This window comes from Aureimonas sp. AU4 (genome assembly GCF_001463765.1).
Taxonomy (GTDB): Bacteria; Pseudomonadota; Alphaproteobacteria; order Rhizobiales; family Rhizobiaceae; genus Aureimonas.
Map to the genome: position 1 here is coordinate 1 of NZ_BBWK01000094.1, position 13,181 is coordinate 13,181.

Annotated in this window: 11 protein-coding genes and 2 pseudogenes; 8 read left to right on the top strand and 5 right to left on the bottom strand. The window is 71.0% G+C overall.

What is annotated here, in order from left to right; all coding sequences use genetic code 11:
- Positions 1-737: exodeoxyribonuclease VII large subunit (locus AUL35_RS20710; protein WP_280137367.1), on the top strand; the 737-nt coding region annotated here is incomplete at its 5' end.
- On the opposite strand, the gene AUL35_RS20715 is transcribed toward AUL35_RS20710, so the two are convergent.
- The 3 genes from AUL35_RS20715 to AUL35_RS20725 are packed head-to-tail and all read right to left on the bottom strand — an operon-like array spanning position 738 to position 6,124.
- Positions 738-3,947 (bottom strand): error-prone DNA polymerase, encoded by a 3,210-nt coding sequence (locus tag AUL35_RS20715; protein ID WP_062018412.1) that lies wholly within the window; start codon positions 3,945-3,947, stop codon positions 738-740.
- Positions 3,931-5,457, bottom strand: coding sequence for a DNA polymerase Y family protein (locus AUL35_RS20720; protein WP_062018414.1), 1,527 nt, complete (start codon positions 5,455-5,457; stop codon positions 3,931-3,933). The genes AUL35_RS20715 and AUL35_RS20720 overlap by 17 nt, the downstream gene beginning before the upstream one ends.
- A complete protein-coding gene (locus tag AUL35_RS20725) occupies positions 5,378-6,124 on the bottom strand; it encodes an ImuA family protein (protein ID WP_062018416.1) in 747 nt (248 codons plus the stop codon). The genes AUL35_RS20720 and AUL35_RS20725 overlap by 80 nt, the downstream gene beginning before the upstream one ends.
- 267 nt (positions 6,125-6,391) lie before the next feature.
- Here AUL35_RS20725 and AUL35_RS20730 point away from each other — a divergent pair, with 267 nt between their 5' ends.
- The 7 genes from AUL35_RS20730 (at position 6,392) to AUL35_RS20760 (ending at position 11,340) form a co-directional block, all read left to right on the top strand.
- The gene (locus AUL35_RS20730; RefSeq protein ID WP_156418133.1) at positions 6,392-7,411 is read left to right on the top strand and encodes a cytochrome ubiquinol oxidase subunit II; all 1,020 of its coding nucleotides are present in this window, start codon (positions 6,392-6,394) and stop codon (positions 7,409-7,411) included.
- Entirely contained in the window at positions 7,401-9,458 is a 2,058-nt protein-coding gene (locus tag AUL35_RS20735; protein WP_062018420.1) for a cbb3-type cytochrome c oxidase subunit I, read from the top strand. The genes AUL35_RS20730 and AUL35_RS20735 overlap by 11 nt, the downstream gene beginning before the upstream one ends.
- A complete protein-coding gene (locus AUL35_RS20740) occupies positions 9,455-10,093 on the top strand; it encodes a cytochrome c oxidase subunit 3 (protein WP_062018422.1) in 639 nt (212 codons plus the stop codon). Before AUL35_RS20735 ends, AUL35_RS20740 begins: the two co-directional genes overlap by 4 nt.
- Positions 10,090-10,440: a cytochrome o ubiquinol oxidase subunit IV gene (gene cyoD, locus AUL35_RS20745; RefSeq protein WP_244493862.1), complete on the top strand. Its 351-nt coding sequence runs from the start codon at positions 10,090-10,092 to the stop codon at positions 10,438-10,440. Before AUL35_RS20740 ends, cyoD begins: the two co-directional genes overlap by 4 nt.
- Before the next feature lie 98 nt (positions 10,441-10,538).
- A complete protein-coding gene (locus tag AUL35_RS20750) occupies positions 10,539-10,718 on the top strand; it encodes a hypothetical protein (RefSeq protein ID WP_062018426.1) in 180 nt (59 codons plus the stop codon).
- A gap of 61 nt (positions 10,719-10,779) precedes the next feature.
- Positions 10,780-11,001 carry a hypothetical protein gene (locus AUL35_RS20755; RefSeq protein ID WP_062018427.1) on the top strand — a complete coding sequence of 74 codons (222 nt, stop codon included), beginning with the start codon at positions 10,780-10,782 and terminating at the stop codon, positions 10,999-11,001.
- A 90-nt stretch (positions 11,002-11,091) separates the two neighbouring features.
- Complete coding sequence (locus AUL35_RS20760) at positions 11,092-11,340, top strand: hypothetical protein (protein WP_062018429.1); 249 nt, start codon at positions 11,092-11,094, stop codon at positions 11,338-11,340.
- A 279-nt stretch (positions 11,341-11,619) separates the two neighbouring features.
- Here AUL35_RS20760 and AUL35_RS20765 read toward each other — a convergent pair.
- Positions 11,620-12,065 (bottom strand): annotated as a pseudogene (locus AUL35_RS20765) (tyrosine-type recombinase/integrase); the annotation flags it as partial.
- Positions 12,066-12,092: 27 nt separating this feature from the next.
- A pseudogene (locus AUL35_RS20770) lies at positions 12,093-13,181 on the bottom strand (IS3 family transposase); the annotation flags it as partial.

Consider the following 13,181-nt stretch of genomic DNA (forward strand, 5'->3'; position numbering starts at 1 on the left):
CGCTTCAGGGCGAGCGGCGGCAGCTGGTGTCGCTCGCGCGCGCGCTGCCGGGCGTCGACGCGCTGCTGGCGCTGCCGCGCCGTCGGCTCGACGAGGCGGAAGGCGCGCTCGGCCGCTCGCTGCGCCTGTCTCTGTCCGAGCGGCGCCGCTCGCTCTCCGAGGTCGCGGCGGGGCTTGCCCCCGGCCAGCTCGAGGCGGGGCTTCGCGAGAAGCGCGCGAGCCTCCGCCATGCCGAGGCGCGGGTTCTGCAAGGGGCGCGCGCGCTTCTCGCCGCGCGGCGTCACCGGCTCGACCGCCTCGGCGCCAGCCTCCGGCCGAACGCGGTCGCCAGCCGCAGCGCCGAGGCGCGTCATCGCCTCCTGACCCTCGGCGACCGGCTGGACCGGGCGCAGCTCGCCGCATTGGAGCGCCGGCGCGGAACGCTGAACAACGCCTGGCGTGTGGCGGACAGCCTCAACCCGCGCAACGTCCTGGAGCGCGGCTACGCGATCGTGCGCGGCGAAGGGGACATGCCGATCACGCGGCCCGAGGACCTTGCGCCCGGCACGCGCTTCGAGCTGGAATTCGCGCGCGGGCGCCGGCGCGCGGCCGTCGCGGTGGATGGGCGCGCCGAGCCGCTGGAGGGCGGCGAGGAGGCGGTGGCTGCGGCCGCCGCCGTGCCGGTGGCCCGGGCGGCACGGCCCAAGCGCCGTCAGCAGCGCGCCGAGGCCGACGCGGTGCAGGGCGACCTCTTCTAGCTAGCGGAAGTCGCGCGTCTTCATCCGCAGGCCGCCCTCGCCCGGGGGCGGCACGGTGGCGTCTCCGGTGGCCCCGCGCGACGACACGCTACTGAGCGCGTCCGACAGGTCCGCCATGCGCCGCACCACGAGGTGCACCACCGGGCCCTGGCGCTGGATGCGCCCGCGCGCCGAGACGAGATGCGAGCCGAGGATCGCGCGCCGGTTCGCCTCGAAGACCTTCGGCCAGATCACGAGGTTGGCGGTCGCCGTCTCGTCCTCCAGCGTCATGAACATCGTGCCCTTGGCAGAGCCCGGACGCTGGCGCAGGAGCGCGAGGCCCGCGACCTCGACCCATGCGCCGTCGCGCGCCGCCATCGCCTCGGCGCAGGTCACCATGCGGCGGCGCTTCAGATCCGCGCGCAGGAAGGCGAGCGGATGGGCGCGCAGGGACAGGCCGACATGGCCGTAGTCGGCCACCACCTCGCCCCCTTCCGGCATGGGCAGGAGACGGGCCGGCGCCTCCCGGATTTCGGGCACGTCGCGCGCGATTGCTTTGGCCGCGGCGGCGAACAGCGGCAGCGGCTCGTCGGCGAGCGCTCGCGTCGCCCAGATCGCCTCGCGCCGCGACAGGCCGAGCCCGTCGCGGAAGGCGTCGGCATCGGCCAGCTCGCGCAGCACGTCGGCCGGCGTCCCGGCGCGCCGCCACAGGTCCTCGACGCTGCCGAAGGGCGCGGCGGCCCGCGCCGCGACGAGCCGCGCCGCCTGGCGTTCCGACAGTCCCTTCACCATGCGCAGCCCCAGCCGCACGGCGAAGCCGCCATCCGCCGGCTCCATCGTCGAGTCCCAGTCCGAGCGGTTCACGCAGACCGGACGCACCTCGATGCCGTGGCTTTGCGCGTCGCGCACGATCTGGGCGGGCGCGTAGAAGCCCATGGGCTGCGAGTTGAGGAGCGCCGTGCAGAAGACGTCGGGGTGGTGGCACTTGATCCAGGCCGAGGCGTAGGCCAGCAGCGCGAAGGAGGCGGCGTGGCTTTCCGGGAAGCCGTAGGAGCCGAAGCCTTCCAGCTGGCGGAACATGCGCTCGGCGAAGTCGCGCTCGTAGCCGTTGCCGATCATGCCCTCGACCAGCTTGTCGCGGAACCGGGAGACGCCGCCCGTCAGCTTGAAGGTCGCCATGGCGCGGCGCAGCTCGTCGGCCTCGTTGGCGGTGAAGCCCGCGCAGTCGATCGCGACGCGCATGGCCTGTTCCTGGAAGAGCGGCACGCCGAGCGTCTTGCCGAGCACGGCCTCGAGTTCCGGTTTGGGGTATTCCGGCGTTTCCTTGCCCTCGCGCCGCCGGAGATAGGGATGCACCATGTCGCCCTGGATCGGGCCGGGGCGCACGATCGCGACCTGGATCACGAGGTCGTAGAGCTCGCGCGGCTTCATGCGCGGCAGCATCGACATCTGTGCGCGCGACTCGATCTGGAACGTGCCGACCGTGTCGGCGCGCCCGATCATCTCGTAGGTCGGCCCGTCGTTCGCCGGAATGTCGGCGAGCGTCCGCGTCTCGCCCTTGTGCTCCCCGATCATCGCCAGCGCGCGGCGCAGGACGGTGAGCATGCCCAGCCCGAGCACGTCGACCTTCATGAAGTTGAGGTGGTCGATGTCGTCCTTGTCCCACTCGATCACCTGCCGGTCGGCCATGGCGGCGGGCTCGATCGGCACGAGCTCGTCGAGCCGGTCGCGCGTCAGCACGAAGCCGCCGGGATGCTGCGACAGGTGGCGGGGCGTCCCGATGAGCTGCCCGGCCAGCTCGAGCGCAAGGCGCAGCCGGCGGTCCTCCAGGTTGAGGTTGAGCCCGGCCGCGTGCTTCGCCTCGATGCCTTCAGACCAGCTCCACACCGAGCGCGACAGGGCCTGGAGAAGGTCGGGCGGCAGGCCGAGAACGCGGCCGACGTCGCGCAGCGCCCCGCGCGGGCGATAGGTCACGGCGATCGAGCAGAGCGCGGCGCGCTCGCGCCCGTAGGTCTCGTAGACCCACTGGATCACCTCCTCGCGCCGCTCGTGCTCGAAGTCGACGTCGATGTCGGGCGGCTCGTTGCGGTTCTCCGACACGAAGCGCTCGAACAGGAGGTCGTGGACGGTCGGGTCGATCGAGGTGATGCCGAGGCAGAAGCAGACGGCGGAGTTGGCGGCCGAGCCGCGCCCCTGGCACAGGATGCCGCGTCGCCGCGCCTCGCGCACGATGGCATCGACCGTCAGGAAGTAGGGCGCGTACTTCATCTTCGCGATGAGCGCGAGTTCGTGGGCCAGGGCGTTGCGCACCTTGTGCGGCACGTCCTCCCCGTAGCGCCAGCGCGCGCCCTCCCTTGCCAGCGTCTCCAGCGTCTCCTGCGGGGACAGCTCGGGATAGCGGCGCTCCTCCGGGTACTGGTACTCCAGCTCCTTCAGCGAGAAGCGGCAGCGCCGGACGATCTCACCCGTGCGCGCCAGAGCGTCGGGATAGCGCGCGAAGAGCCGGTGCATCTCGGCCGGGGTCTTGAGGTAGCGGTCGGCATGGCGCTCGCGCAAGAAGCCGGCGTCGTCGATCGTGACGCCGTGCCGGATGCAGGTGACGACGTCCTGGAGGATGCGCCGCTCCGGCGCGTGAAAGAGGACGTCGTTGGTGACGACGGCGCGCACGCCGGCCCGCGCCGCCCGGTTCGACAGCTCGAAGAGGCGCAGCTGGTCGTTCGGCCGGCGGCGCAGCGTGAGGGCCATGTAGGCGCGGTCGCCGAAGACCTGCCGCAGCCGGGCCAGCTCGCCCGCCAGCCGCTCGTCGGCCTCGTCCGGCACGAGCACGGCGAGAAGCCCTTCGGCATGGGCCGCGAGATCGGCGAAGGCGAGGACGCAGCGCCCCTTGCCGCCGCGCGCCTTGCCGATCGTGAGGAGTCGGCAGAGGCGCCCGTAAGCCTCGCGCGTCGTCGGATAGACGAGCACCGGCAGCGCGTCGCCAAGATCCAGCCGGCAGCCCACCACGAGGCGCAGGCCCGTCACCTCCGCCGCGACCTGCACGCGCACGATGCCGGCCAGCGAGTTGCGGTCGACGATCGCCATCGCCTCGAGGCCCATGAGGCGCGCGGTGGCGAACAGCTCGTTCGGCGAGGAGGCACCGCGCAGAAAGGAATAGTGCGAGGTCGCCTGGAGCTCGGCGTAGCGCGGCCCGTCCACTATCCGAAAGGGCTTTCGGTCATCCGAACACGCCATGGAGGAACCAGGCGCCCGAGCCTGTCTCGGCGCGCTCGCCGTCGCCCGCGCGAAAGATCCAGTAGCGCTCTCCCCCGTCCGTCTCGACGCGGAAGTAGTCGCGCGACAGCGCCGTCTCGCGCTCGGTGCGCCACCACTCGCCGAAGACACGCTCGGGCCCGTCGGCGCGCGTCACGCGGTGGCGCGTGCCCGCCAGCGTGAAGGAGGCGGGCGGATGGTCCGGCAGGAGGGCCAGCGTCTGGATCGGCCGGGGTCGGGCGAGGAGGCGCGCGGGGCGCGGCCAGCGATCGTGCCAGCTCGAGCCGTCGTCGGGCGACAGGGCCTCGACGCGGCGCACGGAGCGCTCCGGCACGTCGCTTTCGGCCGGGGCGAAGCGGTAGACGTGCCGCTCGCCGACGCGGGTCGCGAGAATGTCGATCAGCGCGGACAGGTCGGCCTCCCGCGGTTCGGCCTCGCCCGCGCCGCTCTCGATCTGCCGCTCGGCCAGCGGCTCGGTACCGGTGGCGCACAGGCGCATGGTCTCGATGCCGAAGCCGGGATCGACGCTTCCCAGCCGCTCGGCGAAGAGGCGCAGGAGGTGCGCGGGATCGCGCACCGGGCGGCCGGTCCCGACCCGCAGCGCCTGGCGCGTGTTGTCGACGCGGCCGACGAGCAGGTCGAGCCGGCGCGCGCCGAGCCGGCGCTCCTCCATCGTGGCGCAGAGCCGTGCCATGAGCGCGGACAGGTGGCGGTCGATCGTCTCGCGCGCCGAGATCGGCTCGGCGAAGACGCGGCGCACCTCGACCGGCACCGGCTCGCGCACCGGCTCGATCGGCTCGGGCACGTGCCCGAGCGCCTGGTCGAGGCGGCGCAGCGTCCGGGAGCCGAAGCGCCGGGCGAGCCCCGCGCGCGGCTGCGCGAGAAGGTCGCGAACGCGAACGAGGCCGAGGTGGCGCAACTCCGGCAGATGCGCGGGGTCGAGCCGCAGCGAGGCGACGGGCAGCGCCTCGATCCCCTGGCGCGTCTCGCCCGCCGCCACGATCGCGAGCCGCGCGCCACTATGGCGGGCGGCGGCATGGGCGGCGCCCCAGGTGTCGGCGACGGCGGCCCGCGCCTCGACCCCGGAAGCCGCCAGCCGGTCCGCGAGGCGGCGGAGCAACGCCTCCTCGTCGCCGTGAAGATGCTCGGTCCCCGTGATCTCCATCACCAGCCCGTCCGGCGGATCGGCGGCGACCACCGGCGAGAAGCGCAGGGCCCAGAGCGCGAGGCGCCCCAGCGCCTCGGCGTCGCCCGGCGCGTCGCTTTCCAGGACGGCCAGACCCGGCACCATGGCCTGCGCCTTGGCGGCCGGCAGGCCGACGCGCAGGCCCGCCGCCTCGGCCAGCCGGTCGGCGGCCCGCACGACGCGTCGGCTGCCCTCGCGCTCGACGAGCACGAGCGGCGTCTCGGCGTCAGGCGCGCTGCCGGGCGACTTGCGGCGCAGCCGATCGGTCGGCCAGCGGGGCAGAAAGAGAGAGACGACCCGACCCATCGACGGCTTCCACTTCAAACGCGGCGGGCTCGGCCCCGCGGCACCGCACCAGTTCGAGACGCCAGCGCCCGGCCCCGAGCCCCGGCACGACCAGCGGCACCGAGGCATCCGAGACGACGCGCCAGCGCGTCAGCGAGGCGGTGGGCAGGCCCGCATCCTCCTCGGGCGAGGGCCGCAGCGCGAGCGCGAGCACGCCCGAGCGCTCGGCGGCGAGCTGCAGGCGGCGGGAGGCGGTCATCGACAGCCGCGCGACCTCGGCCACCACGGCGCCCAGGCCCCCGTGCCGCAGTCCCTCCTCGAAGCAGGCAAGAACCCCGCGGTCCTCGCCTGCCTCCACGAAGAGGACGCGCCCGTGGGAGAGCCCCGCCTGGTGGAGACCGGGCGCGAACAGGTCCTGGCGCGCGACGCACCACAGGACGGAGCCCTTCGTGCGGGCCGCGATGCCGGCGCAAAAGAGCGTCGCCGCCGAGCGGTCCGCGAGCCGGACGCCCCCCGGCGCCACCTCGTGCAGCGCGCCCAGCACCAGGCCGCCGCCCGGCAATCGCGCGTCGATCTCCTCCACCCCGAAGGGCAGGACGGCCCGGCCCGGCGCGAGCGCCCCCTCCAGCCGGCGGACGCGCCGGCGCAGCTCGTCGAGCGAGGCGGCGGATGGAGAGGGGTCCGGCATGGGCGCGGTCCAAATGCGAATCACGAGGCGTCAGGGCGATATGTTCCCTTTTTGTTCTGCGTCCAGCCACTCGAAGTCAACGCCGCCTGCCGTTCCCGTCGCCCGAGCCGGCGAACCTGTGGACAGCCTGTGGAAAGACCGGCCTGCCCGCCTGTCCTCGCCGTGGCGCGACGTCGCCCCCCTACAGGCTCGCCGGACGCCCCTATATCGCCCGCCATGGGGACATCACGCGGACGTGTCTCGCCAGGGATTCACCGAGGAGACGACGTGCCGAGAGTTCACCGGATCGATCGGGGGCCGACGCCGACCCATGCGAGGCAAGGCCGCCGGGCCGCCTCCAGGGCTCTGATCCTGGCGCTGCCGCTCCTGCTCGGCGGCTGCGCCATGGGACCGCTGTCCTTCTTCGACCCGCTCGGACCCGTGGCGGCGGCGCAGCGCTCGATGTTCTTCCAGGTCGTCGGCTGGATGTCGATCGTGGTCGTGCCGGTGCTGGTGCTGGTGCCGCTCTTCGCCTGGCGCTACCGCCGCACCAATACGCGCGCCCGCTACACGCCCGACTGGCGCTTCTCCTGGCCGATCGAGATCGCGATCTGGGCCGTGCCGATCACGATCGTGATCGTGCTCGGAGGCGTGATCTGGAAGGCGCGAAGCCTCGATCCCTACCGGCCGATCCCCTCGGCGAGCACGCAGGCGCCGCTCGAGATCGAGGTCGTCGGCCTGGACTGGAAGTGGCTCTTCATCTACCCCAAGGAGCGCATCGCGACGGTGGGCACGCTCGCCATCCCCGCCGGGCGCCCGGTGCGCTTCCGCCTCACCAGCGACACGGTCATGCAGAGCTTCGCGATCCCCGCGCTCGGAAGCCAGATCTACGCCATGGCCGGCATGGTGACGGAGCTGAACCTCCTGGCCGACCGCCCCGGCGAGCGGCGCGGCCACAACACGCAGTTCAGCGGCATGGGCTTCCAGAACCAGCGCTTCTCCGTTTCGGCGCTGCCCTCGCCGGGCTTCGCCGACTTCGTGCGGGCGGCGCAGCTCGCCGACCGTCCGCTGGACGATGCGGCGCTGGCGACCCTGACGCGTCAGGGCAGCGCGCGCGACGCCGCGCAGGCGCTCGGCGCGCCGGGCGACCAGATCGTCTTCTCCGGGGTCGAGCCGGCGCTCTTCGAGCGCTTCGTCGCGCGCCACCGCCCGGCCATGGCGCATCGCATGGACGGCTCGACACCGGCCGCGCCCCTGGCCGACGCGAACCCGATGCCGGAGATGGAGGGCGCGCACGATGGGCACTGATTGGGGCACGCTTCTCCTCGGGCGCCTTTCCTTCGACGCCCTGCCCTTCTACAGCGCGATCGCAACGGCGGCCGCCTCGCTCGTGGTGGTGGGCGCGGTCGCCGTCGTCGCGCTTCTCACCTGGACCGGGCGCTGGGGCTGGCTGTGGCGCGAGTGGCTGACGACGCTCGACCACAAGCGGATCGGCATCATGTACGTCGTGCTCTCGCTCGTGATGATGTCGCGCGGCATCGTCGAGGGTTCGATGATGCGCCTCCAGCAGGCGCTGGCGCTGAACGCGCCGGGCTACCTGCCGCCCGAGCATTTCGCGCAGCTCTTCTCCACCCACGGCTCGATCATGATCTTCTTCATGGCGATGCCGTTCCTGACCGGGCTCATCAACTTCGCGGTGCCGCTCCAGATCGGGGCGCGCGACGTGTCCTTTCCGCTCCTCAACGCGATCAGCTTCTGGCTGACGGCGGGCGGCGCCGGGCTGATGATGGCCTCGCTGGTGCTCGGCAAGTTCTCGACGGGAGGCTGGAGCGGCTACCCGCCCTATACGGACGCGACCTTCAGCCCGGGCGTCGGGCCGGACTACTGGATCGTGGCGCTGACGCTGGGCTCGATCGGCTCGACGCTGACCGGCGTCAACATCGCGGTCACGATCTACAAGCGGCGCTGCGCGGGCATGCACCTCCTGCGCATGCCGCTCTTCTGCTGGACCGCGCTCTGCACCTCGATCCTGATGATCTTCGCCCTGCCCCCGCTCACGGTCGCGACCGGGCTCCTCGCCATGGACCGCTACCTCGGCATGCACTTCTTCACGAACGATGGGGGCGGCAACATGATGAACTTCGCCAACCTGTTCTGGCTGTTCGGCCACCCCGAGGTCTACATCCTGATCCTGCCGGCCTTCGGCGTCTATTCCGAGGTCGTCTCGACCTTCTCGTCCAAGGTCCTCTACGGCTACAGGGCGCTGGTGGCCGCCACCATGTGCATCGCCGTCCTCTCCTTCACGGTCTGGGTGCATCACTTCTTCACCATGGGCCAGGACGCCGACATCAACGCGGCCTTCGGCATCGCCACCATGACGATCGGCGTGCCGACGGGCGTGAAGATCTTCGACTGGATCTTCACAATGTACCGGGGCCGCGTGCGCTTTGCCGTGCCCATGCTCTACGCGCTGGCCTTCATGATGCTGTTCGTGATCGGCGGGCTGACCGGCATCCTCCTCGCCAACCCGGCGATCGACTACCAGGTCCACAACTCGCTGTTCCTGGTCGCGCACTTCCACAACATGCTGATTCCCGGCCTCCTGTTCGGGATGCTGGCGGGCTACACCTACTGGTTTCCCAAGGCCTTCGGCTTCCGGCTCGACGAGTGGTGGGGCCGCCTGTCCTGGGGCTGCTGGGTGAGCGGCTTCACGCTTGCCTTCATGCCGCTCTACGTGCTCGGCGCCATGGGCATGACGCGGCGCACCGTGACCTACGACAACCCGGCCTACCTGCCCTACATGATCGTGGCCGCCTTCGGAGCGGCGCTGCTTCTCGCCGCGCTCGCGACGCTGGTCACGCAGCTCGCGGTCTCGATCCGGCGGCGCGAGGCGCTTGCCGTTCCCGCCGGCGACCCGTGGAACGGGCGCACGCTGGAATGGTCGATCCCCGCCCCCGCGCCGTCTTACAACTTCGCGGCCCTGCCGGTCGTCGACGAGCGCGATCCCTTCGCGCAGGAAAAGAAGCGAGGGCAAGCCTACCGACCCGGCTTCATCCACACCGACATCGAGATGCCGCGCAACACCGGCGTCGCCTTCCTGATCGGCATGGGAGGGGCGGCCTGCGGCTTTGGCGTGGTCTGGCACATCTGGTGGCTCGCCATCGCCTCGCTCCTGTTCGTGGTGGCCGCGACGATCGCGCGCTCGTTCCAGACCGAGACCGAGGAGACCATCCCCGGTGCCCGGGTCGCGCGCGACGAGGCGCGCTGGCTGGCGGCGGTCCGGGCGGCCGAGCCGGTCGGGCGCGACGACGAGACCGCCTCCCGCAACAGGGGTCTGGCGGAGGCCGGGGCATGAGCCGGACCACCGGCGAACACGACACCCGCCACCCCGGCCTCAACCTCGCCGAGACCGACACGTTCGCCCATGCCGAAGCCGAGGAGACCGTGTTCGGCTTCTGGGTCTTCCTGATGAGCGACGTGGTGCTCTTCGCGCTGCTGATCGCGGTCTACGCCACGACGGTGCCCATGACCGACGGCGGCCCCGGTCCGCGCGACATCCTCAAGCTCGGGCCGGCGGCCTTCGAGACCGGGCTTCTCCTCCTCTCCAGCCTGTCGTTCGGCATGGCCTCGCTGGCGCTCAAATACGGCGAGCCGCGCCGCCGGCTCGTCGGCTGGCTGGCCCTCACGCTGGTTCTCGGCCTCGCCTTCCTCGGACTCGAGCTCAAGGACTTCGCCGACTGGGCGGCGCAAGGGGCACCGCCCCAGCGCTCCGGCTTCCTGTCGGCGCTCTTCGTGCTTCTCTCGACGCACGGGCTGCACGTCGCGATCGGCTGCCTGTGGATCGCGGTGATGATCGCGCAGGTCTTCCGCTTCGCCACAAATGCGGCGGTGAAGCTGCGCATCATGCGCCTCGCGCTCTTCTGGCACATGCTGGACGTCGTCTGGATCGGCCTCTTCTCCGTGATCTACCTCGTGGGGCTTTCCGCATGAGCGCGCACATGCCCCACGAGACCGGCGCCGAACGCGCGGCGCGGCGCGAGGCCGGGCGCCGCGCCGAGCTTCGCTCCTACCTGACGGGTTTCGCGCTCGCCGTCCTCCTCACCGCCCTTCCCTTCGCGCTCGTGGCCGCCGGCCTCGGCGGGCGCTGGGTGCTGACGGCGGTCGCCGTCGCCGCGCTCGCGCAGATCGCGGTCCACTTCCGCTTCTTCCTCCACATCAGCCTCGACCGCTCGACGCGCGACGACCTGCAGCTGATCCTCTTCACCTCGCTGATCATCGCCATGATGGCGGGCGGCACGATCTGGATCCTGGGAAACCTCCACGAGCGCATGATGTGAAGGCCCGCGCCCGCCCGGCGCGGCAAATGGCCTGGGCCCGGTCGCGAACCGATCGCGCGCCCGGCCGTTGCGGTTCACCTCAACGGGAGACCCGGCACATGACATCCAACTTGACCCTGGCCGCGATGGCACTCGGCGCCGCGATGGCGCTTTCCGGCTGCAACGGCGAGGGCGGCGGCACGGCCCAGAAGGCCGGCAGCGGCGCCGGGCCGACGCAAGGGGCGGGCTCGTCCAACAATCCGGGCACGGCCACCAATGGCGGCCCGGCGACGCCTTGAGCGCCAGGGGCGGCCCGCTTTCGCCCGTGCCAGCGGCGGGCCGGCGGTGTAGGCTCGGGCGATGAAAGCCAAGCCCACGCCGGACCGCGACGTCCTGTCCGCCCTGATCGAGACCCACCGCCTGTCCATGCGGGCGCTGGTGCGCTGCCTGGAGGACAACGGTGCCCTCAAGCCCGGCCAGTTCGCCGACGCCCTCCACATGTCGATGGAGAACAGCCAGGACGAAGCGGACGTCCTGGCGCTCGCCATGCTGCACAACCTGCGCCGCGCCCTGATCGAGTAGGCGCGGCCCTCCAACGGTTCCGCCTCCCTACCGGTGGCCGTCGCCGCGCCGTCCGCCATATTCCAAGAGGATGGGAAGTGGAGGAAGCGGATGAACCTGAGCGAGGCGGAACAGGCCTTCCTGCGCGGCATGCGCGCGATCACGCTGGACGCGGAGGGACGGGAGATCTTCGTCGGCCTGACGGCCGAGGAGAGCGAGGAATATCTCGATCTCTCGCGGCGCAACGAGCATGGTGAAGCCATGAGCGCGAACCCGCGCTACCTCGAACTGCATGGCCGCCACGAGGCGGAGCGCGAGCGCATCGTGGCGGGCGAAGCGCCGCTCGATCGCGCCCCCTGACCGCGAAGGCCGGGCAGACCCTGCCGCACGGACCGCTCGATACGCCGGGCTCCTCGCGGGCCTATCCTCGGTTCGATGCCGCGCGCCCGGGCAGGCGGCACGCGCGGTTCGCCGCCGGACGTGAAACGGACCCAGACAGGGCCTTCGCGGCCGTCATGTCGTCAGGTGGAGGGAATGGTACGGTTGGGCGGGTTCGAACCGCCGACCTTCGGAGCCACAATCCTCCATCAATCCCTACAATGCAGATCATTGAGGATGCCATGTCGCATCCATGTCGCATCAGCCCAGCAGCACGGCCTCCGCGGCAGCCAGTTCCGAGGCGTCATCGCCGCGCGGGAAGAGGTGCCCGTAGATGTCCATCGTCATCCGGATTGATGAATGGCCCAACCGCTCCTGGACGACCTTCGGCGGCAAGCCGAGGCCACCATCCTCCCGCCGATTGATGCACCACGACGCGTAGAAATGTCGGAGCGAGTGGAGGCCAGGATACTTCGCCGCCAAGATCGGCTTGCTCTTATCGTCCCTCTCGCCTGTCTCGATCGCGACGCCAGCTGAAACCTGTGCGGGCTGGTAGCCCCGCCGGACGATGTTGTTGAGTTGCTCGACCTTCCCGACCCGTTCGGGAAGGCGAGGTCGAGCTTGAGGATCGGGTTGCCGGCCTCGTCCCGCTTCCCCGTATCCCGCCGTGGGCATGCGAGCTTCCACTCTCGCAGCGCATTGATGACTGGCCTGCCCCCATTAGGTGGCCCGGTTCAAATCCAATGCACGGTGGGCTTGTCGGCGACGGTTGAGGTGGCCGGCGGAGCGGGTTGGGTTGGCGCAGCCGGCCACGGCGCGGCGGCAGGTGCCGGTGGACGGTAGCCCAGGCTCGAGTGGGGTCGCCGGGTGTTGTGGTGCTGGCGCCAGTTCTCGATGACGATGCGGGCCTCGGCGAGGCTGGAGAAGATCTCGCCGTTCAGGAGCCCGTCGCGGAGTTTCGAGTTGAAGCTCTCGCAGGTGCCGTTCTCCCATGGGCTGCCGGGCTCGATGAACGCCGTCCTGGCACCGACCGCCGTGATCCAGTCCCGCACCGCCTTGGCCATGAACTCGGGGCCATTGTCGGAACGAATGTGCCCCGGCACGCCACGCAGGATGACGAGGTCGGACAAAACGTCGATGACGTCCGATGATCGCAGCTTCCGGTCGATCCGGATGGCCAAGCACTCGCGGGTGAACTCGTCGATCACGTCGGCGCAAACGCGCAGCGTTTGTCGCCAGACATCCGGAACTTGCGGCCGTCATGGGTTCTCGCTTCCACGAAGTCGTAGGACCATACATGGTTGGGATACTCGGGCCGAAGCCGAACGCGCGAGCCGTCGTTCAGCCACAGCCGACCGCGCCTGGGTTGCTTGGCCGGCACCTTCAGACCTTCCTGCCGCCAGATGCGCTCGACTTGGCTACGTTCACGAGCCATCCGGCCTCGCGCAGCAGGGCTGCGATCCGACGCCTATCGGCGATTGCAAGCAATCGCCTGTCGGCCAGGGGGATAGCCGTAGCGTCCATACTGTCTCGCCAACTCGATGATGTCGGCCGTCAACGCCGCGTCGTCGGCTCGCCCCTTCGGCGCCTCGCGCTGTGTTGATCGGTGCTGCCCCAGAACCCGGCACGCCAAACGCTCCTTGACGCCATGCTTCTTCATGACGTGCTCGATGCATTGGCGACGGCGGGCGGGGCTCACCAGTTTCCCGACGCAGCTTCCTTCAAAATCAGCTTCTCGAGCGTCAGGCCGGAGACCGCCTTGCAAAGGCGCTCGTTCTCCTTCTCAAGGTCCTTCAGACGCTTCACCTGATAGGACTTCAGCG

Coding starts and splice junctions, on each gene's coding strand:
- AUL35_RS20715 (WP_062018412.1), bottom strand. CDS start 3,947: ATGGCGTGTTCGGATGACCGAAAGCCCTTTCGGATAGTGGACGGGCCG.
- AUL35_RS20720 (WP_062018414.1), bottom strand. CDS start 5,457: ATGGGTCGGGTCGTCTCTCTCTTTCTGCCCCGCTGGCCGACCGATCGG.
- AUL35_RS20725 (WP_062018416.1), bottom strand. CDS start 6,124: ATGCCGGACCCCTCTCCATCCGCCGCCTCGCTCGACGAGCTGCGCCGG.
- AUL35_RS20735 (WP_062018420.1), top strand. CDS start 7,401: ATGGGCACTGATTGGGGCACGCTTCTCCTCGGGCGCCTTTCCTTCGAC.
- AUL35_RS20740 (WP_062018422.1), top strand. CDS start 9,455: ATGAGCCGGACCACCGGCGAACACGACACCCGCCACCCCGGCCTCAAC.
- cyoD (WP_244493862.1), top strand. CDS start 10,090: ATGAGCGCGCACATGCCCCACGAGACCGGCGCCGAACGCGCGGCGCGG.
- AUL35_RS20750 (WP_062018426.1), top strand. CDS start 10,539: ATGACATCCAACTTGACCCTGGCCGCGATGGCACTCGGCGCCGCGATG.
- AUL35_RS20755 (WP_062018427.1), top strand. CDS start 10,780: ATGAAAGCCAAGCCCACGCCGGACCGCGACGTCCTGTCCGCCCTGATC.
- AUL35_RS20760 (WP_062018429.1), top strand. CDS start 11,092: ATGAACCTGAGCGAGGCGGAACAGGCCTTCCTGCGCGGCATGCGCGCG.